The organism is Intrasporangium sp., assembly GCF_051961875.1.
GTDB lineage: Bacteria > Actinomycetota > Actinomycetes > Actinomycetales > Dermatophilaceae > Intrasporangium_A.
The window spans coordinates 1-24,284 of the sequence record NZ_JBQCCV010000280.1; the positions used below are offsets into that span (position 1 = coordinate 1).

General features: G+C 69.1%; 19 protein-coding genes and 1 riboswitch. Of the genes, 7 read left to right on the forward strand and 12 right to left on the reverse strand.

Annotated features, from left to right (window positions below; all coding sequences use genetic code 11):
• The 8 genes from ACTHJJ_RS17355 to ACTHJJ_RS17390 all read right to left on the reverse strand — a co-directional run.
• Positions 1-2,509, reverse strand: a 2,509-nt coding sequence (locus ACTHJJ_RS17355) for an HAD family hydrolase (RefSeq protein WP_440304197.1), incomplete at its 3' end; no start/stop codon positions are given.
• Positions 2,510-2,562: 53 nt separating this feature from the next.
• Positions 2,563-3,348, reverse strand: coding sequence for a polysaccharide deacetylase family protein (locus ACTHJJ_RS17360; RefSeq protein WP_440304198.1), 786 nt, complete (start codon positions 3,346-3,348; stop codon positions 2,563-2,565).
• Positions 3,345-3,635 carry a hypothetical protein gene (locus ACTHJJ_RS17365; RefSeq protein WP_440304199.1) on the reverse strand — a complete coding sequence of 97 codons (291 nt, stop codon included), beginning with the start codon at positions 3,633-3,635 and terminating at the stop codon, positions 3,345-3,347. The genes ACTHJJ_RS17360 and ACTHJJ_RS17365 overlap by 4 nt, the downstream gene beginning before the upstream one ends.
• A 35-nt stretch (positions 3,636-3,670) precedes the next feature.
• On the reverse strand, positions 3,671-6,397 hold the full coding sequence (locus ACTHJJ_RS17370) for a glycosyltransferase family 2 protein (protein ID WP_440304200.1): 2,727 nt from the start codon (positions 6,395-6,397) through the stop codon (positions 3,671-3,673).
• Complete coding sequence (locus ACTHJJ_RS17375; protein WP_440304201.1) at positions 6,390-8,627, reverse strand: phosphotransferase; 2,238 nt, start codon at positions 8,625-8,627, stop codon at positions 6,390-6,392. Before ACTHJJ_RS17375 ends, ACTHJJ_RS17370 begins: the two co-directional genes overlap by 8 nt.
• A complete protein-coding gene (locus ACTHJJ_RS17380; RefSeq protein WP_440304202.1) occupies positions 8,624-9,775 on the reverse strand; it encodes a glycosyltransferase family 2 protein in 1,152 nt (383 codons plus the stop codon). The genes ACTHJJ_RS17375 and ACTHJJ_RS17380 overlap by 4 nt, the downstream gene beginning before the upstream one ends.
• 190 nt (positions 9,776-9,965) lie before the next feature.
• On the reverse strand, positions 9,966-10,805 hold the full coding sequence (locus tag ACTHJJ_RS17385; protein ID WP_440304203.1) for a glycosyltransferase family 2 protein: 840 nt from the start codon (positions 10,803-10,805) through the stop codon (positions 9,966-9,968).
• Positions 10,806-11,419: 614 nt separating this feature from the next.
• Positions 11,420-11,632, reverse strand: a complete 213-nt coding sequence (locus ACTHJJ_RS17390) for a hypothetical protein (RefSeq protein ID WP_440304204.1) — start codon at positions 11,630-11,632, stop codon at positions 11,420-11,422.
• A gap of 202 nt (positions 11,633-11,834) precedes the next feature.
• Here ACTHJJ_RS17390 and ACTHJJ_RS17395 point away from each other — a divergent pair, with 202 nt between their 5' ends.
• Positions 11,835-12,935 (forward strand): mandelate racemase/muconate lactonizing enzyme family protein, encoded by a 1,101-nt coding sequence (locus ACTHJJ_RS17395; protein WP_440304205.1) that lies wholly within the window; start codon positions 11,835-11,837, stop codon positions 12,933-12,935.
• Between the two features lie 505 nt (positions 12,936-13,440).
• On the opposite strand, the gene ACTHJJ_RS17400 is transcribed toward ACTHJJ_RS17395, so the two are convergent.
• Positions 13,441-13,905 carry a pyridoxamine 5'-phosphate oxidase family protein gene (locus ACTHJJ_RS17400; RefSeq protein ID WP_440304206.1) on the reverse strand — a complete coding sequence of 155 codons (465 nt, stop codon included), beginning with the start codon at positions 13,903-13,905 and terminating at the stop codon, positions 13,441-13,443.
• Between the two features lie 82 nt (positions 13,906-13,987).
• The gene (locus ACTHJJ_RS17405; RefSeq protein ID WP_440304207.1) at positions 13,988-14,716 is read right to left on the reverse strand and encodes a DUF4386 domain-containing protein; all 729 of its coding nucleotides are present in this window, start codon (positions 14,714-14,716) and stop codon (positions 13,988-13,990) included.
• A gap of 70 nt (positions 14,717-14,786) precedes the next feature.
• Here ACTHJJ_RS17405 and ACTHJJ_RS17410 point away from each other — a divergent pair, with 70 nt between their 5' ends.
• Positions 14,787-15,530: a TetR/AcrR family transcriptional regulator gene (locus ACTHJJ_RS17410; RefSeq protein ID WP_440304208.1), complete on the forward strand. Its 744-nt coding sequence runs from the start codon at positions 14,787-14,789 to the stop codon at positions 15,528-15,530.
• A gap of 71 nt (positions 15,531-15,601) precedes the next feature.
• Here the strand turns inward: ACTHJJ_RS17410 and ACTHJJ_RS17415 are convergent, their stop codons facing one another.
• Together ACTHJJ_RS17415 and ACTHJJ_RS17420 are read right to left on the reverse strand one after the other, a co-directional pair.
• Complete coding sequence (locus ACTHJJ_RS17415) at positions 15,602-16,645, reverse strand: ribonucleotide-diphosphate reductase subunit beta (protein WP_440304209.1); 1,044 nt, start codon at positions 16,643-16,645, stop codon at positions 15,602-15,604.
• A 49-nt stretch (positions 16,646-16,694) separates the two neighbouring features.
• The gene (locus tag ACTHJJ_RS17420) at positions 16,695-19,283 is read right to left on the reverse strand and encodes a ribonucleoside-diphosphate reductase subunit alpha (protein ID WP_440304225.1); all 2,589 of its coding nucleotides are present in this window, start codon (positions 19,281-19,283) and stop codon (positions 16,695-16,697) included.
• 274 nt (positions 19,284-19,557) lie between these two features.
• Positions 19,558-19,787, reverse strand: a riboswitch (cobalamin riboswitch).
• 184 nt (positions 19,788-19,971) lie between these two features.
• Here ACTHJJ_RS17420 and ACTHJJ_RS17425 point away from each other — a divergent pair.
• From ACTHJJ_RS17425 to ACTHJJ_RS17445, 5 genes are all read left to right on the forward strand, one after another.
• Complete coding sequence (locus tag ACTHJJ_RS17425) at positions 19,972-20,856, forward strand: ABC transporter substrate-binding protein (RefSeq protein ID WP_440304226.1); 885 nt, start codon at positions 19,972-19,974, stop codon at positions 20,854-20,856.
• An 8-nt stretch (positions 20,857-20,864) separates the two neighbouring features.
• Positions 20,865-21,974: an amino acid ABC transporter permease gene (locus ACTHJJ_RS17430; RefSeq protein WP_440304210.1), complete on the forward strand. Its 1,110-nt coding sequence runs from the start codon at positions 20,865-20,867 to the stop codon at positions 21,972-21,974.
• Positions 21,971-22,714 carry an amino acid ABC transporter ATP-binding protein gene (locus ACTHJJ_RS17435; RefSeq protein ID WP_440304211.1) on the forward strand — a complete coding sequence of 248 codons (744 nt, stop codon included), beginning with the start codon at positions 21,971-21,973 and terminating at the stop codon, positions 22,712-22,714. The genes ACTHJJ_RS17430 and ACTHJJ_RS17435 overlap by 4 nt, the downstream gene beginning before the upstream one ends.
• A 1-nt stretch (position 22,715) precedes the next feature.
• On the forward strand, positions 22,716-23,507 hold the full coding sequence (ddaH, locus tag ACTHJJ_RS17440) for a dimethylargininase (protein ID WP_440304212.1): 792 nt from the start codon (positions 22,716-22,718) through the stop codon (positions 23,505-23,507).
• A gap of 98 nt (positions 23,508-23,605) precedes the next feature.
• A complete protein-coding gene (locus tag ACTHJJ_RS17445) occupies positions 23,606-24,220 on the forward strand; it encodes a TetR/AcrR family transcriptional regulator (RefSeq protein WP_440304213.1) in 615 nt (204 codons plus the stop codon).
• Positions 24,221-24,284: the final 64 nt, after the last annotated feature.

The following is a 24,284-nucleotide window of genomic DNA, read 5'->3' on the forward strand; positions in this document are numbered from 1 at the left end:
ACCGGCCCGGCCGGTGGCCGAGCAGGGCCGTGCAGGCGTCGCTGAGTCCCGACTGGTACGCGCCCCTCGTCAGGGGGATGCCGGAGGCCTGCACGACTGCATCGGCGTTGCGGGGAGCGCGCGCCATCGTGGCAGACCGCAGCATCGTCACGTCTGCTCCGGTGTCACCCACGGCCAGCGCCAAGCCGCCACATCCGTCCAGGGAGTGGGCCAGGCAGGTCAGCCCGGTGGCCTTGTCCAGCCGGGCAACGGTGACATCGGTCTGGGACTGACCGTGGACGAGGCGCAGCGCCGGGTCGGACAGCAGGGGGATGTCGGCGACCAGGTCCGGTGGTACGGGCCCACCGTGCAGCCGGGCCCGAATGGTGTACGAATGAGTCGGCAGCAGCAGCACCCCGTGGCTGGCGAGCTGCCGACGGACATCGTCCAGGAGCGCGCGCTCGTCCGCGTCTCGCAGGTCCACCGTGAGGCCTTCATCGTGGAGGTATACGGCGGTGCCGTACTCGACGACGGCCCCGGGCAGCCTGAATGCCGTGCAGCGATCCCGCGCGTCGTCGATACCCCGGCCCGTGGCCAGCACGACCCGGTAGCCGTGAGCGGTGAGCGCACGCAGAGCCATCATCCCGAGGGGAGTGGCGCAGGGGTAGCCGAGCCGATCGGTCTCCAGGACACCGTCGAGGTCGACGGCGCACAGTGGTCCGGTGGGATCGGCAAGACCGCCCAGGTAGCACGCGGCGAGGAAGTCGTGCACCGCGGCGGCCGAGTATCGGCCCAACGCATGGGGCTCGAGGTCACTCGAGCGGGCTAGCCGCCACAGCTGGGCCAGCCGGTACAACAGCCACCGCTCGTCGTCGGGTCGATCTCCGGTCCAGGCCTCGTACTGCTCGCGCAACAGGTGGGCGAAGCCAGGGGAGAGGGGCTCGCACGCAGCGCCCGCCAGGTCGAAGACTGCGTCATAGCAGGCCGGCCCCCAGCGCCCCATCACCCCCTGGTGGAAGTCCACCTTGCGAAGCCGTTGAGGCTCCTCAGGGTCGCGAAACCAGTGCCACGGCGTCGTGGCGCCGTCCACGACGCTGGGTCGGCCCGGCGTCAGCAGGCTACGGGTCGTCGGTTCGAGCAGGCCGCGGACGGCTGGGGCAGCCCACCCGAACGGCCGGCTGAGCAGCTCGGCGGTCACCTCCCAGACCGGGTCGCGGCCGCGCATCCTCGGGGTGGGATCCGTGTCCGTCGGGAGCGCCTGCTGCCGGCTCGCCACGTAAGCCGAGATCGCCGCCGCCAGGCCGACCTCGCCCACGGGCGGATCCGGCTCGGGGAGCCAGTCGCGGTAAAGGAGCCCGCCAGCGAGCCCGTATACGCGCGGCACCTGATCCCGCAGCCGGTCCGCGACGGCGAGGGCGTGGCCTCCCAGATAGCCCAGCCCGGCGCCCTCCACCACCAGCTCCCGCTGCTCGGCGCGTCCCGTCTCCCGGCTCGTCAGCTCCACCGTGTAACGGGCGCGGACGTGGTCGCGGCGCCTTGCGGCGCCTGCGGCGCCGACCTCCTGCCTGGCTTCGCACCGCTCGACGGACCAGTCGGGGCCGAGTAGGTCCGACAGCGCCTCAGCCACCGCCTCGGCGTCCAGTCGGCCGTGCACGCTCCAGCCGGCCCACGGCAGAAATGCCCCCGCGTAGCCCCGCAGCTGGGCGGGCAGGCCCTCTTCGCCCGTGAAGAGGGGCAGGGCCAGCTTCGTCTGACGGTGCGGCACCCGGGTTGCGGCGATGTCCTTCAGGGTGGCGGCGAGCGCCGTACCGGTGGCCGGTGGGTCATCGACGACGACGACGGAGCCGCCCGCTCGCGCGGTCCGTCGCAAGGCGCGGCCCTCCCAGGGAAGGAAGGGATGAGCCGGCCGGTGGGTCAGGGTCAGCACCTCGCACACTCCGGACCGTTCGAGGGCCGCAGCCAGCAGGGGCGCCAGGTAACTGCCGGAGGTGCGTACGCCGACGACACACACAGGCCCCCGCGCCAGGCCCGGCAGCTGGCACACCTTGGCGGCGAGCGCATCGATGTCGTCCGGGTGCAGGTCGAAGTCGCGGAAGCAGGCCGGCAGCCGCACCACGTCGGCCCCGAGGAGTGGGGCGCTGGCCGCGGCCCGGGCCACGAGGGCATTCAGCTCGGAAGACCCGCAGGTGACCGACCCGGGTTTGAGGAGGGCGGTGGCGAGGAGGGAGGTGAGATCGGCCAGGACCGACCGCGCGTCGCGCAGCTGCCGAGCCCCGCTGCCCCACCACCGGAGCTCCAACGTGCCGGCAAGTGCCGCCGCACCGAGACCCGCAGCCCGCGCACTCGGCGACGACCCCTTTCGGAGATAGCTCGCGGCGCGGTGCAGCTGCAAGGGGTCCGGATGGAGGGCGTCGTCGGCCAGCTGGAACATGCCGGCGCTGACCAGAAAGGCGTCACACCACTGCTCGCTCACCACGGCCCGTTCCAACAGCGCAGTCAGGCCCGTACCGGTCAGCAGGAGTCTGGTCACCTGCATGGGCTGGCCAGTGGTGCGTGCGGCGGTAGCGGGTGCCGTGCAGTTGTTCACGACCGGCCCCCGGACAGTGTCGCGATGTGTCGGAGTCGTCGATAACTCCGCCAGCCCTTCGTCAGGAGCCGCTCGTCGCGCCTTCGGGTCGGTGCCGAACCGTCGAGCCAGCGTCGGACGGTGTCGTCGCTGAGATCGGCGGTCACGGTGAGCCGGCTGATGCTGAAGGGAGTGTCGGAAGCTCCGCTCACAACGTTTTTCACGGAGCACGCGGAGTCGTATCCCGCCTCCATGACCTGACGTCGCACGGCCGGGCTCGAGTACCCGTGTGGATAGGCGAAGCTGCGCACGAGAACATCGAGCCGTTCCTGCAGCATCTCCCGGGACGACTGGATCTCGTGACGGGCCCGCGCCCGGGACAACTGGTCCAGCTGAGGATGGGTGACCGAGTGGGCGCCGATCTCATGGCCTCGGTCGGCCAGCTCGCGGGCCTGCGCCCAGTCCAGCATCCGGTCCCCACCGGGGCTCACCCCATCGATGAAGCCAGTCGTGAGGTAGATCGTGCTGCGGACGTGGTGACGATGCAGAACCGGGGCGGCGGCCGTCAGGGTGTCCGCGAACCCGTCGTCGAAGGTGACGACGACAGGCCTGGTGGGCAGCGGTCCTGCGCCGCTCAGGCCGTCCCGAAGCTGAGAGACGGTGACAGGCGTGCGGCCGGCGGTCCCGATGAGGGCCAGGTGCCTGTCCAGGCAGTGCGCGGTGACAGTGAAGGGTGCGATCCAGGAAGACGGGTCCGGCGACACGCAGTGGTAGAGCAGGACGGGCACGGGGACGGCGATCACGGTGCCCACCTCCGGCAGAGGATCGCAGTGACCCCGATGGCAGCCAGCCCGATGATGACTCCCTCCGCGCTCCACGCCCCGGCAATGGCCAGCATCTCGGACAGGATCGCGGTCAAAGAGAGGCTGATGGCCACGGCGATCACGACCCGCTGCGTCAAGCCGCTCTGCGGCAGCCACGGCAGCAGTCCGGCCCCTGGGACGAACCCGATCATGGCGAGCACCGCCATCGCCCGCACCGGTTCGGCCAACCCCGCGCCGGTGATCGCAACCACGGCGAGCACCGCCACGGCGAGGACCATCCGATACCGACTCCACGCGGCGGTCATTGGCTTGGCTCCGTATGGAGTTGCGGCCGGACGAAGATGACGGCGTCGGGGTTGCGGTAGGCCACATGGAAGAAGGGATCATGCTCGAGTGCGGAGGTGAGCGCCGTCAGCGAAGCCGCGGGCAGCACCCCGGTGTAGCGGGCGTACACGGCTTGGGAGCGGCTCAGCATCACGTAGATCGCGCCTGGATGGCGCTTCGTCTGTTGGTCGATCTGGGCCATCGGTGACCTGGTCAGCGCCTCCCGCTGTCGGATCGGCAGGTTCTCCAGGAACAGGTAGTCGTAGTCTGCATAATGGGTGAAGCCCCACGGTTGCTGCGCATCCGCACCGACCAGCAGTGACCCGGCGGGGGCGTGCGAGTAGAGCCACTCGGACGCGGCGACCTCCTGCGGATTGAAGTAGTTTGACCGCTCCTTGCCGTAGTAGGCCAGGCAGAAGGGCGCGACCAGGACGAGCGCCAGCGCGACCGGGACCGCTGCGCTGAGCCGACGCCCAACGGCCCGCGGGTAGACCATCCCCGCTGTCAGGAGGGCCAGGAACGGCAGGGCGAACAGGTAGACCCGGAAGATCATCTCGCCCCCGTAGCTGTTCGCGCCCAAGAGCGGCAATGCGCTGATGGCCAACAGGGCGGCGCCTCGGCGGGGAGCACCCGCCCGTCTCAGCCGTATCCAGCCCAGGCCGGCCAGGACCACCAGGCCGGCGGTGAGCCCACGATCGGCGTACGACACGAGGCGTTGGTCGGTTGAGGTGCGGCTCAGGTCCACCAGCCCGGCTTGTGCATTGGCTCCGGGGTGGCCGATGGACTCGATGATCCAGTAGAGGTTCTGGTCCAGGAAGGTGCGTCCCATCGTCACCATCCACGCGACCGTGACGACGCCGAGCACCGCCGGCAGCCAGGCGGGACCTGTCTGGCGACCGAGCACGAGCAGGCAGAGTGCCGAGAGCAGCATGAAGGGCGTCAGCTGATGACTGCTCGCGACCGCCAGCATCAGCAGCACGACTACTGCGAGCAGCGCCCGGCGCTGGGAAGGTGACGGCGGCGCGTCGCTGGGCAGGTCCCGGCCGAGCCAGCGTCGCCACCACCGCAGTCGGCCGTCCGGGTGGGAGGCGGGCAGCCACCGCAGGCACACCCCGAGGATGACCAGGTACAGCAGATAGGCAAAGGCCTGCGGGCTGAAGTAGTCCTGACCGACCCAGTTGCCGAGGTAGAAGACCAGCAGCGCGAGCCAGACCTGCCGGCGGTCCCTGGACAGGGTCGAGAACAGGAGCCGTAGCGGGAACAATGCCGCCAGCTCGAACAGTGGCGGGCCCCAGGCAGCGTAGGACAGCGCGCTGGGCAGGCCGATTGCCTTGACCACCACCGCATTGAGGGCGAAGAAGCCGGGCCAGGCCTGATATGCGTTGAAGGGGCCGCCTACTTGAGGCTCCACGGAGTGGTTGCGGACGATGTAGTCGACGACGCCGACGTGCTTCCAGGCCCAGCCGTAGCGCAGCGAGTCGTAGAGGACGGCCGGCGTGGCGTGCAGGATCAGGATGAGCGCCGCCAGGTAGGCGACGAGGAGGAGCGTTGCCGTGCGGTCACGGTGGATGAGCACAGGGACGGTGGCGACCACGATCAGCAGGGCGGCCCAGTAGGTCGTAGGTAGTACCGAAACGAGGCCCAGATCGGTCATCGCCGCGAGGTCGACCGACCGCAGAGACTGCAACCACAGCCCGAGCGCCAGAACCAGCGGCGTGACCTTCGCCACCGCCGCGAGGAGCCTGGCACGGGCCGCGGCGTCCCGCTGCCGATCGGCGTAGCGTCCTACGACATAACCGGTGACTGTGGCCGAGAGTCCGGTCACGAGGGCCACTCCACGGCTGGGATTGACGCTGGCCGCGGCCATGGCGAGCCCGCGGGGCAGCACCCGCCTCACGTATGCCCGTTCCGTCGCGAGGGCGCGCTGGGCGCCGGTCACTCGCGATACTGCCGCCTTCGACAGGCCCTCGGCGTAGCAGCGTGCCCTGAAGTAGCGCCAGGTGGCCCGAGTGTTGGGCACGTGGTGGTGGACCGTGGCCTCGGGTTGGTAGCAGATGACTCCCTCGGGGAACTGGGCCGTCGCCCGGATGCACAACTCGGTCTCCTCGCACCCGGCTGGGTGCGATCCGACGCGTCCCAGGTCGGCGCGGAAGCCGCCCACGGCCGCGAGGATCTCTCTCCGGAAGGACATGTTCGCGCCGATCACGTTCCGCACGACGGCCGCTTCGGGCGGCATTCCGGTATGCGTGCAGCCGACCACCCAGTCGAACTCGGGTGGGAACCAGGCCGGTCGGTGGGATTCCCACACGGGCGAGACCTGGCCGCCGACCCCGATGACGGCCGGGTCGGCATACGCGGACGCGAGGCGGCCGCGCCACTCCGGCTCGGCCACCGCGTCGTCGTCCAAGAAGGCGACCACGTCTCCCGTGCTCGCGTCCACCCCGACATTCCGGGCACTGGACAGGCCCGGCGGACCGTCGTTGTCGAGGACGCGCACCTCCGGCAGCTCTCGGATGGCACGCTCCCGCAGGGGGTCGCAGTGATCGACGACGAGCAGGATCTCGGCCGGCGGCAGGGACTGTGCGAGAAGTGATTCGGTCGCGGCGAGGATGCGCGGCCACCGATCGAGCGTGTAGCAACAGAGGACCACCGAGACCCGGACCGCCGCCGTCAACCGGGGGGCGTCGGTGGCCACGTCACTCATGAGGCACCTTTCGCAGCACCGGAATCACGTTGCGGCGCAACCAGATCATGTTGGTCCGGTACCGGTCTGACTTGATGAGGTTGGTGTCGACATGGCGGAGCCAGCAGAGCAGGAGCAGGACACTCCCGGGCAGCTCACCACCACCGGGTGCCAGCGACAGGAAGCGGATCTCGTCCTCCGACCAACACTCGGCCGTGCCGAGTCGGGCCGTGACGCGCGCGCCGAGCTGGCGACGCCCCTCTGCGCCGGGCAGCGTCAGCAGCCAGTGCGCCAGATCGAGCACCGGCAGGTCCCGGTCCTGGGCCTGCCCAGTGTCCAGAACCCCGCAGACCGCTCCCCGCCCATCGAGCAGCAGGTTGCCGGTGTGGAAGTCACCGTGGGCCCACCCCAGGGTGAGAGTGCGGTGGGCAAGGTGCCCGTGGAGGAGGGCCTCCAGTCGGCTTGCGTCGTCCACGAGCCGCGCGTTCGAAGCCACCGCCGCGCGCAGCCGGGCCACGGGATCTCGGACCCAGCGCCTCAGCAACTGTTCGTCGACGGGGAACTGGCCGCTGTCGAGCCCGTGCAGCGGCGCGATCGCCGCGGCGGCGGCCAGGGCGTCCCGCCGATCCACGAGCGCGCTCCTGCCGTCGCGGCCATCGATCCGGCTCGTCAGCAGGGCGACGGCGCCCGGCAGCTCGAAGGCGTCCAAGACGGTGGGGAGCATGTCCCGCCAGGGGCCGAGACGGTCTTCCGAGCGGAGCTGGCTGAGGACCTGCCGTTCACGAGTCAGGGCAGCAATGCCCTCCTTGGTGGTCGCGACCTTGAGCACCGCGGCTTGGCGCTCGCTGGAGAGCAGGAGGACCGCGGTGTCGGAGGCGGTCGGCACCTGGCGCTCCAGGCGCCACCCGGCAGCGCCGGCTGTGCGAAGCGCACGGGCCCGTACCGCGGCCGGGACGGGGCCCCGGGGAGACCTGATCATCCGGCGGGTGCCCCGCTCGATGCCGATCATGGCTGCCACCGCCGTCTGGCTGAGGAACCACGCCAACGCGGCTCCGACGATGCCCATCCTGGGCACCAGCAGAAGCGTCAGCCCGAGAGCCAGGACGCACAGGCCGCCGAGGGTGCAGGTCACCGTGACCATGTGGCGACGGACCCGCGCGTGACTCACCGTGAGCGTCACGACGGTCCCTGGCAGCGCGGACACCGCGAGGAGCCGCAGCGTGCCCGTCCCCTGGGTGGCGTACCAGGAGCCGAACGGGTGCAGCAGGAGGGGCGCAAACAGAGCCAGCACCGCGACCGCGGGGGTGAGCAGCGCCAGCGAGGACCGGACGAGCTGGCCGTGTCGCTCGTCGAGTCGGGCCGGCTCCCGGCTGGTGTGCGCGACCAGCGCCTGGCCGAAGGCCTCGGGGACGCCGTAGAGGACCAAGCAGACAGACCATACGAGAGCGAACACTGCCGCGTGCTCCGCTCCGGTCAGGTTCAGCACCAGGATGGGAACGACGGTCGTGGCCGCGATCCAGGACAGGGAGGCGACGTAGTCCGGCCCGGCGAAGCGAGTGAGGTCCGGCAGCGTGGGGATGTTGCTCGGCTCCTGGGAGAAGGTCGGCAGTGCTCTTCTGAAGAGGACCCACGCGCCCAGCACGACGACGAGCGCGCTGGAAGTGACCCAGGAGAAGTACACGCCGGAGTCGGGCAGCGCGGCGGCGAAGCCGTAGAGCAGGAGGACCTTGAGCACGTTGAAGGCCTGGTTGGCCACGGTCGCGCTCCCGGCACGCCCGACGGCCACGAAGGCGCTGGTCTGCAGAACAAGGACGCAGCAGGCTGCCGTCGCGACCACGAAGCTGACCGCCGTTGCCGGTGTTCTCAGCAACGGGCTGAGGGCCGGCGCCCAGATGTGCAGACCCGCGAGGAAGGCGACCGCGGCCGCCGCGCTCAGTGTTCCCGCGACGAGATAGGACAGGGCCACCATCCGCCGGGCCCCCCGGCCGGCGGTGGGCACGAAGCGCAGCAGCGAGCTCATCAGATTGAGCTGAGCAATCCCCGCGAGCAGCATCATCGCCGACAAGGCGGCGGAGTTTCGGCCCACCGCGGCCGCTGAGTACCGGCGAGCGGCGAGCAGCCAGAATCCCACGCCGACGACCGCCGTGACCGTCGAGTTGAGAACCAGGGTGTAGCCGGAGCGGTACACCGGCTGGGCCAGCCGGGACATGAACCGATACCGCGCCTGCACCAAGGTCTGTGCGGCGCTCATCTCGGCGACGTCCCGCCTGGCAGCGCACCAGCCGGTTGCGGCGCGTCATACGAGACGGCCTGGGCTGGCGGGTGCGGACCGACACCTCGGTAGCGCCAGCGGCTCGCGGCATACGCGAAGGGGCCTGTGATCAGCCCAGCGCGTTCGAGCCAGGTCAGCTCGGAAGGGAAGTCCGGTTCCTTGCCGCGGTTCTTGACCGAATCGGCCGCCAGCAGGTGTCGCATCGCGGGGACGGACCGGCGGACCATCGGGCCGAGGAGCGCGGGTTGTGTCCACACGGCGGCGGTCAGGTAGGCGCCCAGACCCCGGCCGTAGCCGAAGGCCTGCCGGCGCAGCCCGTCGTACTCGCGACGGTGGGAGTGCCGGATGATCGCGGCGGGCTCGTACACCAGCGCCGCCCCGTCCAGGACCACCCGGAGGAACGCGTGCAGGTCGTCGCCGCCGCTCGCCGGTGACCCTGCGCCGGTCGCCGGGTCAAAGCCGCCGACGCCGCGCAGCCACCTCGCCCGGAACGCCATGTTCGCGCCAGATCCGAACCGGCCGGCAGCGAAGGGAAAGGTGGGCTCGGGTGCTGGCTGACGCAGGCTGAACCGGCGGCGCTCGTAACCGCGGCTGAACCCGCCTGACTGCTCGAGCCAGAACTGTGCCGGGGTCTCCAGCTCGGCCGGGAGGATGAGCCCGGTCACGCAGCCCACCTCCGGGTCGGCGAAGGCCTCACCGATCGCGGCCAGCCAGTAGCGGTCCACCTCGACGTCGTCGTCCGTGAAGGCGACGATCTCCTCCGTGCCGCACTCGAGGGCCACGTTGTGGGCGAAGGCGAGGCCGGGCGTGCTCGTCGCGACGTATCGCAGGGGGAAGGGCCACGGGGCCCCCGCGCGAAGGGCCAGTTGCGTATCCGCCGTGCTGGGTGCGCTGTCCACGACGAGGACCTCGAAATCCGGATAGTCACACGCGGCGAGGGACGACAGCGTCTGCAACAGGCTGGGAGTGCGGTCCCGGGTCGCCACGACGACGGTGATGCGAGGGGGCTCCCGGTGACGCTGGGACAGGCATGCTGGCAGATCGGGGGCCCGGGTGGGTCGCAGGCCTTCCGGCGGCAGCCGGTCGGGAGCGGGCTCCCCGTCCTCGGCAAGATGGGCCGTAACCATCCGCGACAGCTGCTCCCATGCGAGGCCCGCCACCTCGACAGGCGTCAGCCCCCGAGGTGGGACAGCAATCCGCACCTCGCCCAGCGGGCGCGTATGAAGCCGGGCCACCAGCCGGGCCTCCCGACCCTGGGCGCCGGCACCCAGGGTCGGGAGCGGCGCATCCAGATCCAGATCGCCGAGGAGGACGGGGTCACGCCTCGGTGGGGAGACTGGCCTCATGGATGCCACTCCGATCGTTCACGAGCGCGTGCGGCAGGCGAGGGTGCGTGTCCCGTGGCCGGTCGCGCAGAATCGTTCGCAGCACGCACCTGCCGTCCGAATAGGCGTGCAGGTTGGACCGTCCGCTGCGGCGAGGTAGCTCGAGGCTCGGAACCTCGGCGATCCGCAGCCCCGCCTTCAGCGCGTGGATCGTCATCTGCGCTTCGATGTCGAAACCGTCGGCTGTGAGGTCCAGATGGTCCAGGAAGCGCCGGTCGAACGCGCAGTAGCCGTAGCACAGGTCGGTGAGGTTGCTGTGGTAGAGCAGATTGACCACCGTGAGCAACCCCCAGTTGCCGGCATGCCGCAGTCGGGTGATGTCTAACGAGCCACCGCCGCCCATGAAGCGGGACCCTTTGACGAAGTCGTAACCGTTGTCGAGGAAGTGCACGAAGTGCGGGATCTCGGTCGGGGACATGCTTCCGTCCGCGTCCATCATGACGATCCGATCGCCGTGAGAGGCGGCGAAACCGGCACGGAGCGCGTTGCCCTTGCCGGGGCCGGTCTGGTCGACCAGCCGCACGTCCGGGCGGCAGGCGAGGGCCATCGTGCGGGTGGCATCGATCGAGGCATCCACCAGGACGACCTCGTCGACGCACCGCGGCACCTGCTCTAGGACCCAAGCCAGGTTGCGTGCTTCGTTCTTCGTCGGTATGACCAGGCTCACGAGGCCGGATCGCCGCGCTCGATCCTGACGTCGTAAGAGATCCGTGGACGCATGCTCGTACCGTTTGACCTCCGACCGCTTCCCGTTCCTGGCCGTGGTGGTCATCGCAGGCCCTCGGGGCGAGAGCACGAGCCGGACGCCGAACGGATGGCACGGCGCAACACAAGATGTCTGTTCATGGTGGTCCTGAAGGGTTCTGGCGCGCCTCGCGACGAGGACGCGCGAGCGGGATGGCGGGGCGGAAGGACCCGATACCCGTCTCGTGGTTCCTGTCTTGGGAGGGACGCGGAAGCCCCGATCAGCCGTGTCCCTGCGTCGCCAAGGTCCGACTTTGCGCTTTTCCCGCCGCCCACGCTCGCCGTCATGAGCCGGGGCTCGCCTGGGGGCGGGACAGACCAGTTGACGGCCGAAACCTTCTTCGCTCCCATGTAACCCCCCGGGTGCATCCCCCCGAGCTTTCGCTCAAGTAAGACGAGCGTCACACGGCGGCGCCGCCGGAAAAAAGGTGAGCCGTCTGCCAAAAGGCTGCGAATTGGGTGAGGACGGTCCATCTGATGCGATGACGGACCTTCGGCCCAAAGGTTCTGCCTGACGGACCTCGCTTGTGGGCAGCCGTCGTCGTCCGGAGCCACTCGGCCCTTCGCTCCCCGCGTGTCTGGTTGCCGCCAGTGGCGGCAGGGCGGGTCGATCGCCCAGCCGACACCGACCTCCGGCTTCGGCTAGAGCTGTCCGCGCTCGTCGTTGTCGGTGGCTGAGCTCCGGCGCTCGAGAGGCGCGGAGATCCGCAGGCCCAAGTCGAAGGCGTTGGCTGTCAGGTCGGGCAGGTCCGGGACTTCGGGGCTGACCATGTGTGCCAGCCGGGCGATGTGGTCGGCGAGCGAGAACAACCGCCAGGCTGCCCATCCGCGCAGTCTGCTCGGCGCCGTACCCATGCAGCGCATGGTCCTTCCCGTTTCTGCGCTTGTCCCGGGTGTCGGCTCAATGGTCCCCGGGAACTCCGCCCTGTGCAATGTGCCATTGCACAGGCGGAGATCGGGTGCCAGACTGACGTCCACGAGCCCATGGACCCGGGTCGGATGGCAAGACCGCCCTTCCATGAGCCCCACACCCCGCACAGCACCGGAGGGACCTCGGATGAAGATCACGGCCATCGACTGCTTCGGCTACAACCTCCGGTACGCACATGGCGAGTACGTCATGTCGGGCAATCGCGCCGCCACGTCAGAGATCGGCACGCTGGTGAGGGTCCGCACAGACGAGGGCGCGGAGGGCTGGGGTGAGATCACGCCCCTCGGGAACCGCTACCTGCCCACGCACTGGGCGGAGATTCGCGCTGCGCTGCACACGCTGGCGCCGGCTCTGATCGGGGTGAACCCGACGAACATCTCGGGCGTCCATCGCGTGATGAACGACGTGCTCCTGGGCGGCGGCTACGCGAAGTCGGCCATCGATGTGGCCTGCTGGGATCTGCTCGGTCAAGCGTCCGGCCAGCCGGTGGCTGTGCTCCTGGGCGGGGTCCTCCAAGAGGACTTCCCGCTCTATGAGGCGGTCCCTCTCGCGTCGCCCGAGGAGATGGCCGAGTTTGTCACCCGCCGGGAAGCCGCCGGGATCAAGCGTTTCCAGCTCAAGGTCGGCAACGACCCCCTGGACGACGCCCGCCGGACGCGTGCGGTCATCGACGCCGCATCGTCGGACACGCTCGTCGTGGCGGATTCGAACGGTGGCTGGAACTTGCGTAGGGCGCAGGTCGCTCTGCGTGAGATGGCGGACCTGCCCATCTTCATCGAGCAGCCGTGTCGAGAGACCGACGACTGCATCTTCGCCATGCGGCACTCGGCCCTGCCGCTCGTCCTGGACGAGTCCATCTTGACCTCGGCCGATGTGTTCAAGGCGAAGTACGAGGCAGGGGCTGTCTCGATCAACATCAAGATCAGTCGGGTCGGTGGCCTCACCCAAGCCGCCCGGATGCGAGATCTGATGCAGGACCTGGACATGATGATCTCGATGGAAGACGCCTGGGGCGGAGACGTCGTGTCGGCCGCGGTGAGCCACCTCGCCGCAAGCACACGGCCCGAGAACTTCCAGAACGCCTCGTTCATGAACGACTGGACCGATGGGCATGTTGCCGGATACCAGCCTCGATCCGTCAACGGACGCGGGTCGGCTCCGACGGCGCCGGGCCTGGGCATCACCGTTGACACCGAGGGGCTGGAGCACGTGTTCACCGCGTCATAGGAACGATTCGCATGAGCGGGCGCGGCATCAACGTAGTGAGGCCGTGACTGCTTGGCGCTCACTGAACCGTGTGAGACCCATCCTCTGCTTCCCTGTCGGCAGCGGAGGAGGACAGATCGGACACGGGTCTCGGCCGGGCCGGTATGCAGGCGGCCAGGAAGCAGGCGACGACACTCACGAAGAGGACTTGGTAGGCCGTGGCGAGGAGACGGAAGATCGTGATCCAGCCCCATTCTCCTGCCGTGACAAGCCTGACCAGCCCCAGAAGCGAGAAGACCGCGAGAACGTACGGCCAGCGCTGGCCGTATCGTGCCCGATAGTCGGGACGCCGGTATAGGCGAGGCTCGATCCTCACGGAAGTCACAGTGCCAGAGCCGAGCCGACAGCGCGCGGCGTTGCGCTCACCGGTCCTGTTGCGGGGGGATCAGCCCCCACAGCGGGAAGGGGCACGTTCGAGTTCGTCGACGGACGTCGGAATCGACGTGGCGTCGGCCCGCCGCGCGGCCTAACGGGGGACCGGCGCACGCTGGTCGACCTCAGCGTCCTGGTCCAGCACCCACGCTTCGGAGATCTCGGCGACGTAAAGTCGCAGCCGGGATTCTCCCGTGACGCGCTCCCGTGTGAGCTCGCCGATGCCTTGTGCCAGCAGGCGCTTGTTCAGGACGCTGAGTCCGGCGTCGAGCTGCGCGTCCGGGCACTGTCGGGCCTGCGCGGTGGCGTAGAACGCCGTTCCCTCGTTCGGCACCGCGGCTGTGTCGAAGACGGTGAGCGCGACCTCCGGTCGGCGCTCGATGAACTGGGAGTGGCGGGACCCCGGCCAGGAGAGCCAATAGAGGCGGTCGAGGTGGTCGTGTGCGAACCAGACTGGCGTTGCCCAGGGCCTGCCGTCGGCGTCGGCTGTGGCCAGCACCGCGTAGGTCGTGCCGTCGAGAACGGCCCGGGCGTGCGCGTTGTTGTCGGTCCTCGTCAAGGGAGCTCCTTGGACACAGCGTTTGCGGTGATGTTAGCGCCCTGGGTGCGCAGCGAAATTGCGTTGGCGAACCGGCGGCGGGTCAGGCCGCAGGCGCGCCTATGCGCGGAGCCTGCGTGAACCCTCGGGCGAGCAGCCAGACACCGAAGGCCAGCTCCCACAGGGCGACCGGGAGTGCAGCAAGGACCGCGAGAGGCGACTGGGGGCCGTAGGTGCCCCACAGGATCGCTGCATCGGAGGCCAGCAGCAGAGGAGCGCCGAGCAGCCCGAGCAGCGGGATGGGCCGCGGCACGAGACCGGACCGGTACATCACCCACCCAAGACAGAGGGCGCTGAAGGCTGGCATGAGGCTCTGGCTCAGCAGAAACACCCGGTTGTAGAGGGCGACGAGCACCTGGCTGGCCGTCACCAGGGAGGCCGGATCCGCGGTCCCGGCATCCGTGCGCAGGCTGATGATCGACAGCAGGCTGGCGACCCCGACCAGGACGAGGCCGCCCTCGACCAGCCGAGAGGCGAGGAACCCGAGAGCGGCCGTCTCGCTCTGCCTCCTCGCGACCGGGAACAGCACCGCAGCCGTGCCGACACAAGAGACGGCGAGGAGAACCTCGAGCGAAGCGCCTGCCAGCACGCCGGCCGCGCTGCCCGCTCCGAGCACGAAGTCGGCATGGTCCTGCACCGGCCGATACAGGGCGAGGGTCGGCACGGAGGTCAGGAACGTGATCAGGTACAGCGCTCCGGCGATGAAGGCGGTTCGCCTCATCGGCGTGGACCGCGGACGCGTGGGCGTGAGCAGGGGGTGGGTGCGGCTCATCGGTGGCTCCTCGAACAGGGGTGTACGGCGTACACCACGGCTTTCGTCACCCTAGGTGTACGGTGTACACGTGTCAACGGTGAGCGCAAAGAATCCTCCGAGGGCGCCGTTGAGCCGCGACCGGGTGCTGACCGCTGCCGTCGAGCTTGCCGACGAGGTCGGCCTCGCGGGAGTGAGCATGCGCCGGCTCGCACAGCGGCTGGGCGTCGTGCCGATGGCGTTGTACAAGCATGTGGCCGACAAGGACGAGCTCCTCGACGCCATGGTCGACGTGGTCATAGGCGAGTTCCGGCCGCCTGACCCGGCGCTGGACTGGAAGGACGGCGTACGTCAGCAGCTGCTGTCGGCGCGCAGCGCGGTCCTGGGCCACCCCTGGGCGCGCCGGGCGATCGAATCCCGTACCAGGCGCACCCCGGTGGTGCTGGCCTACATGGACTCGATCGCCGGCATGTTCATCTCTGCCGGGTTCTCAGCCGACCTGACGCACCACGTCATGCACGCCTTGGGCAACCGCATCTGGGGGTTCAACCCGGAGATGTTCGACGAGTCCCAGCGCCCGGCCGACTCAGCCACCGAGAGCCAAGCCGATTCCGCCACCGAGAGCCAGCCCGATCCCGAGGTGACGGCGGCATTCGCGCAGCGATACCCATACATCGTGCAGATCGCCGTGGCTGCGACCGAACGCGAGCCTGCCGATGGCCAACGGGGCTGCGACGAGCAGTTCGAGTTCGAGTTCGGCCTGGATCTGCTCCTTGACGGCGCCGAGCGCCTGCGCCGATCGGGCTGGAGCTCTGGCGGGACCGGGCGGAGCTAGCGCGCACCGGGTGCCCTCACGACGCCTGCAGACGCTGCCGTCGTGAGGGGCACCGGATGACGGCCGCCCGCCTACGAGGTCCGGGCGGCCACCTCGTAGCTGGTGTTGGTGGCTTCGAAGAAGTTCACCAGCTCGAGAGTGTCGTTGGCGGCGGCCATCCACTTCGCGGGGTTGCTGGTGCCGTAGTGGGCGGGGAAGCCGAGCTCCTCGAGGCGCCGGTCGGCGAGGTAGCGAACGTACGCATTGATGTAGTCGGCGTTGAGGCCGAGGATGCCGTGCGGGAGAAGGTCGCGGTTGTAGCGCTCCTCCATCTCCACGGCGTCGAGGACCATCTGGCGGATCTCGTGGGCGAACTCCTGGGTCTGCAGCTCGGGGTTCTCCTCGAGCACCGTGAGGATCAGGTTGATGCCGAACTTCAGGTGCAGGCTCTCGTCACGCACGACCCAGTCGATGAGCGAGCCGAAGTTCCGCAGCAGGTTCCGCTGCCGGAAGCTGAGGGCGACCATGAACCCGCTGTAGAACCAGATGCCTTCGAGGATGACGTTGTAGGCGACCAGGTTGCGCACGAAGTCGCGCTTGCCCTCGACCGTGTCGATATCGAGCGTCTGCTCTGTCATCCGGGTGATATAGCGCACCTCGAAGGCCTCCTTGGCCGCCATCGAGGGGGTGTCGACGTGGGCCGCATAGGCGCGGTCCCGGTCGATCGGGAAGGTCTCCAGCACGTACTCGAACGCGACGCAGTGGTTGGCCTCCTCCCACATCTGCTTCGCCAGGTACAGGTGGGCCTCGGGCGCGTTGACGTACGGGTAGACGCCGAACGCGAGGGCCTTGTTGACGAGCAGCTCGTTGGGGTTGAAGTAGCTCATCAGGAAGGTGACCGCGTGCTTCTCCTCGTCGGTCATCCGGGCGAAGTCCGCGAGGTCCTCGCCGAGCTGGACCTCGTGCGGGAACCACGTGTTCGCGACGGCCTGCTCGTACAGCTCGTACGCCCACGTGTAGCGAATCGGCTTGAGCAGCAGGCCTTCGCTGATCCCGGTCCCGAGGATCGGTCGGGCGCCGGTGGCGAGGGCCGGGGGGTGAGGTGCTGAGGTCGTGACGTCGTGGATCGCGGTCATGGCTGGGGCTCCTGGGTGGTGGGGCGATGGGTCGTCAGGTGGCGGTCGGTCACTGGCACGCGTCGCACTGGAGGCGCTCCTGCGGGTCGGTGGGGCACACCAGCCCGTCCAGCGCGTCGATCTCGTCCACGGCATACGTGACCTCGGCGATGGAGCTCGATGCCGCTGGCGCAGCAGGGAGCGCAGCCTGGGCGGCCGGCGGCGTCGGGATCGGTGCGGCGGCTCCCGCGGCGGGTCGGGCGAACCCGAAGCCTCCGGACGTACGTCCGCTCGTGGCGGCCTTGTTGACGCGGACCGTCGACTGCTCGGCCGTATGCCGTGGCTTCACGTGCAGGTAGTACGTGGTCTTGACGCCCATGCGCCAGGCGGCCATGTAGATGCGGGCCATCTCGCCCACGTCTCGGGTCTCGAGGTACATGTTGCGGCTGATCGCCTGGTCCACCCACTTCTGGGCGCGCGCGGCGACGTGGAGGAATGCGTACGGCGACAGCTGGAAGGAGGTGCGATAGACCTCGCGCAGATCGCTCGGGATGGCCTCGAGGCCTTGGACGTCGCCCTGGCAGCGCAGCAGGTCCTCGCGCACGTGCTCCCACAGGCCGTGCTCCTTGAGACCCGTGACGAGGTTGCGGTTGACCTCGAGGAACTTGCCCGAGCTCGTCGTCCGGCTGAACAGCTGGGAGAACTGTGGGTCCAGGCCGGGGGTCGTGCCGGCCACCAGGCCGATGGACGCGGTCGGGGCTATCGCCATGAGCGTCGCATTGCGCATCCCGCCGGCGACCTTCTCTCGCAGGGAATCCCAGTCGAGACGGCTACCGCGATCCACCTCGACGCCGAGCCCACGGTCGGCCTCGAGGCGCTCGATCGTGTCGATCGGGACGCGCCCGTCCGACCAGCCGGAGCCCGGGAAGCTGGGGTAGCTGCCACGGGTCCGCGCGAGCTCCGCGCTCTCGTCGATGGCGGTCCAGCTGATGAGCTCGGTGACCTGGTCGATGAGCTCGAGGGAGGCCTCGCTGCCGTAGGTGAGGCCCAGGCGCTCGATGACGTCCGTGAAGCCCATCATGCCCAGCCCCACGGCGCGGTTGTCGTTGTTCGACCGCTCAGACTCAGGCACCGACGAGGTGGTGATGTCGACGAGATTGTCCAGCTGCCGCACCGCCGTGCGCACGGTGGCCTGCAGACGCGGCACGTCGATCACGGTGTCGAGGTCGAGCGGCTCGCCGACCACCGGTGCCGCATCGGCACGCAGGTGACGCGACAGGTTCACCGAGGCCAAGTTGCACACCGCGGTGTTGTCGCGGTCCTGCGGCAGCGTGATCTCGGTGCACAGGTTCGACAGGTGGATCGTGCCCGTGTTGTCGTTCAGGGCGCGGAGGTTGATCGTGTCCTTCCACGTCAGCCACGGGTGCGAGGCCGTCTGGAGCGCAACGAGGATCGCTGTGAACTGCTCGCGGGCGCGGACGGTCCGGAACGCCCGGAGCCGGCCCTGCTCGGCCAACTGCACGTACTCGGCATAGCGCCGGCTGAACGCGGCGCCGGTGAGCTCGACGAGGTCCGGCGTCTCGAGGGGGTCGAACAGGTACCACGTCTCGTCGCGCTCGACGCGGCGCATGAACTCGTCGGAGATCCACACCGCCGTGTTCGCGGTTCGGGTGCGGCGGTACGGGTCACCGGCCTGCTGGCGCAGGTCGAGGAACTGCGGGAAGTCCAGGTGCCAGTTCTCCATGTAGAAGCACAGCGCGCCGAACTTCTTGCCACCCCGCGACACGGCGCGCAGCGTCGAGTCGATGGTGTGCATGAACGGGATCGGCCCGGTGGAGGTCGTGTTGTTGCTGCGGATCGGGGAGCCCTCTGCCCGCAGCTTGGTCACCGACAGGCCGATGCCGCCGGTGCCCTTGGTGATCCACATGACGTCGCGCACGCTCTTTGCGATGTGCTCGATGTCGTCCTCCATCTGCATCACGAAGCAGTTGGACAGCTGCGGCTTGGGCGTGCCCGCGTTGACGAGCGTCGACCCCGCCGGCAGGTACTCCAGCAGCGCCATGGCACGGTAGAAGCGGACGGCCGACGCCGTGGGATCGACCTCGTTGAGGGACAGCCCCATGGCGACCCGCATCCAGAAGTACTGGGGCACCTCGACGTCCGCTCCGCCCGGCCCGGTGAGCAGGTACCGGTTCCGCATCGTGACGACGCCGATGTAGGTCAGCAGCTCGTCGTGCCTGGGGTCGAGCTCGTCGGCAAGGCGCTCGAGGTCGAACGTGCTCGCCAGGCGCGGATCGAGCAGGCCGACCTCGACCGCCTCTCGCACGTAGCCGGGAAAGCGGGCCTGGTGCAGCAGCGTGAGCTCGCGGGCGGTCTGGTAGCCGCCGAGGACCCGCTTGTAGATCGTCTTGAGCAGCAGTCGAGCCGCGACGCGGTCGAAGGCCGGGTCGTCCTTGACGTTCTGGACAGCGACCTGGATCGCTGCCTGGTCGAGCTGCTCCGTCGTGATGCCGTCGAAGAGCGTGATGGCCAGCTCCGAGGCGATCTGAACGGTGAGGCCGACGGCATTCTCCAGGCCCTCGGTGGCCCGCTCGACGGCGCGGTTGATCCGGTCGGCGTCGAACGGCTCCCGAGTGCCGTCGCGCTTGGTCACCGACACCCGCGGAGCAGCGGGGGGCGTCGCGACCGGTGCTGGCCCGGCGTCGGATCGCGCGGATCGCTGGGGTCGCTCGGGCTGGGCCCGGGGGGCGACGGGATCGATGGTGTCCTGCAGTGGCGTGTTCACGGCTGTCTCCTCGCAGCGGGGGTGAACGGTCCGCCGGCCGGGGAGATGCGAGAACGACGCCTGATGCGCCGCCCTGCTCGGGTATGAACAGGCGGCTCAGCCGTTGTCCACGGGCCCTCCCTCGGGGCCGGTCGGACCACCGCGTGAGGTCTCACGCGGTGCGCTGGCAGGTCTTCGGACTCGCGGGCTTGCACACCGCCCGAGTCGCTCGGACGGTCTGCCTTCTACTGGTCGTCGCTTCCCAGGCCACCCGGCCCAGTGCTGTTGACGACGGTCGTTCCCACTCACCGCTGCGGGGCAGTCCCGGACTCACACCGGGTTCCCTCTTACGACGACGTTTCTGGCTTGATACGCCGAACCAGCTGCAGGACAGACACTACCCCTAGCGATTCATGATGGCGCGGACCCCATATGTTGTGCGGCGTGTCCCGCGATGCCGGCATCCCTGGGCGACAACGGCGCCCGGCTCGGACACCCCCTTGACAGCCGGTGTGACGGGCCTCACGATAAACCCCATTAATAACTGACGGCTTAGTCAACTTTGGAGGTAGTCGTGCTCAAGATGAAGCAGGCAGTCGTCGCTGCGGTGGCGGTCGCTGGCATGGCGCTCGTCGCCTCGTGCTCGTCCGGATCCGCAGGTGCCAGTGACGAGAACGGCGCGGCTGGGGCCAACGGCTCCTACGGCGAGTGCGAGGTCTTCGGGGCCAAGGGCTCCGTCAAGCTGAAGCCGGCCACCGCCGGAGAGCTCACCGTCCAGACGAACCTGCCGTCCCCCGGCTGGTGGAAGGGCACCTCCCCGACCGACATCACCGGCGGGTACGAGTACTGCCTGGCCGCCAACATCGCCCACCGGGCGGGGCTGCCCAAGGTCAACGTCCAGAACGTCTCCTTCGACGCGCTCGTCGCAGGCCAGACCAAGGGCTACGACATGGCCATGGCGCAGATCTCGGTCACCCCCGAGCGTGAGAAGGTCGTCACCTTCTCCGCGCCGTACTTCGACTCGAACCTCGGTGTCCTCGCCCCGGCCGACTCGGACGTCACGGCCGACAACATCCGCTCGAAGAAGATCGGGGTGCAGGTCGGCACGACGTCGGTCGACTGGGCCGAGAAGGAACTCAAGCCCTCGGGCGCGCCGCACCTGTTCCAGGACACGACCTCGATGGTCACCGCGGTCACCAGCGGGCTCGCCGACGTGGCCGTGCAGGACACCGCCATCATGCTCGGCTTCGCGAAGAACTCCGGCGGCTCGCTCAAGGTGGTGGGCCAGTACGAGACCGGTCAGCACTACGCCGCGATCTACGAGAAGGACTCGGCCAACGCCGCGGCGATCAACGACGCGATCGAGGCCATGCGCAAGGACGGCACCCTCGACAAGCTGTCGGCCAAGTGGCTTGGCCCGGAGCTCGGCGGCGACCCGAACGCGGTGCCGGTCTGGAGCATGAAGTAGGGATGAGCATGTCGACCACGACCACGAGCCAGACGGCAGACCCGCCAGCCAGCCTGCCGCCGACGCCTCCGCCCAAGATCATCCCCATCGGCGTGACCGGACTGGCCGTCTCTGTCGTCGGCGGAGTGTGCCTCGCGGTGGCGCTGCTGTCCCTGTACGCCATGCTGGGCAGCCCCGGCCTCATCGTGACGGCGATCCTGGTGGTGCTCGCCCTCGGCGCCTTCATTCCGGTGGTGCCTGCCGTGACCGGGCTCGTGAAGGCGCGCAGCCGTCGTGACCGCTTGGCCGCGGGGGACCTGCCGGGCGCCCGCCGAGAGGCGGCGGCCGGCCACGAGCACTCGACCGTGGCCATGGGCTATGCGTTGGCCGTCGTCATCGCCGCGGCACTGGTCTGGTTTGTCACCGCCAACAACGGCGCCATCGCGCACACGTTCCTGCGGTGGTCGTTCATCGAGCAGTCCTGGGCCGACGTCACGAAGGCGTTCTGGGTCAACATCCGGGTCTCCGTCGGTGCCGAGATCGGCGTGCTGCTGTTCGGTCTCCTCCTGGCCGTCATGCGGCTCCTCCCCGGCAGATCGGGGCGGCCGCTCCGATGGCTGGCCACCCTCTATGTCGACGTCTTCCGGGCCATTCCGAGCATCATCGTGATCTACCTGGTCGGCTTCGGCCTGTCCCTGGCCAAGGTGCCCGTGGTCCGCGACCTGTCACCGATCTGGCTGGCGATCCTGGCGCTCATGCTGACGTACTCCGGCTACGTCGCCGAGGTCTACCGGGCAGGCATCGAGTCCATCCACCCGAGCCAGTGGGCGGCGTCGAGGTCTCTCGGGCTCAGCTACGGGATGACCCTGCGCACGGTCATCATCCCGCAGGCGGTCCGGCGCATGGTGCCGCCGCTGCTGAACGACTTCATCGGCCTGCAGAAGGACACGGCGCTCATCGGCGTCATGGGCGTCACCGACGCGTTCATGCAGTCGCGCTTCGTCTCCTCCAACGTGTTCAACCTGTCGCCGGTCATCGTCGTCGCCGCGCTCTTCGTCATCATCACCATTCCGCAGACCCGGTTCGTGGACCGGCTGATCGCCCGCGAGCAGGCCCGCCGGGCTGGAGGATCGTCATGACGTTCTTGGAAGTGCGCGACGTCCACATGTCCTACGGGCACAACGAGGTCCTCAAGGGCGTCAGCCTCGATGTCGCCAAGCACGAGGTCGTCTGCCTCATCGGGGCATCCGGCTCGGGCAAGTCGACGCTGCTGCGTTGCATCAATGCCCTCGAGACCATCACGTCCGGAGAGATCCGCGTCGACGGCGACGTCGTGAGCGGTCCCGGCGTCGACGTCAACCGTCTCCGGCGGAACGTCGGCATGGTCTTCCAGTCCTACAACCTCTTCCCGCACATGTCGGTGCTGCGCAACATCACCTTGGCGCCGACCCGCATCGGGGGCAAGAGCAAGGAGGAGGCCGAGGCGCAGGCATTGGAGCTGCTCGGCCGGGTCGGGATGCGGGACAAGTCGCATGCCTTCCCGGATGCCTTGTCCGGTGGGCAGCAACAGCGCGTCGCCATCGTCCGTGCGCTCGCCTCGAACCCCCAGGTGCTCCTCCTCGACGAGATCACCGCCGCCCTCGACCCCGAGCTCGTCGGGGATGTCCTGGGCATCGTGCGCGAGCTCGCGGAGGACGGCCTCACGATGCTGCTCGCCACCCACGAGATGGGTTTCGCGAAGGATGTGGCGTCCCAGGTGTGCTTCCTGCATCAGGGCCGGATCCTCGAGCGAGGCACGGCCGCGCAGATCTTCGAGGAACCGCAGGAGGAGCGCACCCGCCAGTTCCTCAGCCGCGTCGTCACCGCTGGGAGGCTCTGAGATGACCGTGCAGAACATCGCCCTCGTGCGCCGCCCCTCGACCCGGCTCGCCGAGGGGATCGTCACCCACATCGACCGTGTTCCGGTCGATGTCGACCTGGCCCTCGCCCAGCATGCCGCCTACTGCCAGGCACTGGAGGACGCCGGCTGGCAGGTGAGGTACGTCGAGCCCGCCCCCGAGCACCCGGACTCGGTGTTCGTCGAGGACACGGTCGTCGTCGTCGGGGACACCGCCGTGATCACCCGGCCCGGGGCCGACAGCAGGCGCGGCGAGACGGCCGGAACGGAGAAGGCGCTCGCTGACCTCGGCCTCGAGATCGTGCGGATCGCCGAGCCGGGCACCCTGGACGGCGGCGACGTCCTCCAGGTCGGCCGCACCGTGTACGTCGGACGCGGCGGCCGGACCAACGGTGAGGGGATTCGCCAGCTGCGCGCCGCTGTCGAGCCGCTCGGACGCGTCGTCGTCCCCGTCCGCCTGGTCGACGTGCTCCACCTCAAGTCAGCCGTCACCGCGTTGCCGGACGGGACGTTCCTCGCGGCTGCCGAGCTCCTCGAGCCGGGAGTCTTCCCCGCGGGCCGGCCGATCCGTGAGGAGGCCGGGTGTCACGTCGTGCCCCTCGCCGGCGGCGAGGTGCTGATCAGCGCGTCAGCGCCGGAGACCGCGCAGGACCTCAGGGACCTCGGCTTCAGCACCCGGGTCGTCGACATCAGCGAGTTCGAGAAGCTCGAGGGTTGCGTCACCTGCCTCAGCGTCCTCATCCGCCGTGATTCCGAGTCGGGGGAGTGGGGATGAGCCGCCTCGACGCGCCCAGACTGGAAGGATCATGTCGTGGACCGGCTGGGAGCCGCCTGAGAGCCTCAGCAGAGCGAGCCATGTGAGGTGAGGGGAAGATGGCACGACCGAGTGTAGAAGCGGAGCGTCGGGAACAGATCCTGCGTGCGACCTGCGAGGTGATCAGCGACAAGGGGATCAACGCTCTTCGCGTCACAGACGTCGCGAAGCGCGCCCAGATCAGCACTGGGTCGGTGCACTACTACTTCGAGACCAAGCGTGACCTGACGCATGCCGCGTTCGAGTGGAACTTCGCCAAGTCGCTGGCCCGGAGGGAGTCGATCCTGACCCGGCCCGCGAACCCCCGCGAGCGCCTGCGCGCGTTCGTCAACTCCTACCTGCCTCGGGACGACGAGACGAGTGCGGCCTGGCGCGTCTGGGCCGAGACGTGGGTCGAGGCCCTGCATGACCCCGACCTTCGCAAGCTCAACGATCAGGTCTACGGCCAGTGGCGGTCGATGATCGCCCAGATCATCCGGGACGGGCAGGCCGAGGGCGTCATCGTCGACGGCGACCCCGTGCTCCTCGCCAACATCGTGGTCAGCACGATCGACGGGCTCTCGATCCAGGCGCTCGTCGGTTCGCGCCATATGACCGGGGCGCGGATGCGTGCCGTGTGCGAGCGCCTCATCGACTCGATCTCGGTGCCGTCCGAGCGGCAGGCAGTCTCCTGACCCAGCACCTCGTCTGCACCTCATCCCGGGGGCGGGGGTGCTTGACAGCCCGTGCGGGCCTGCC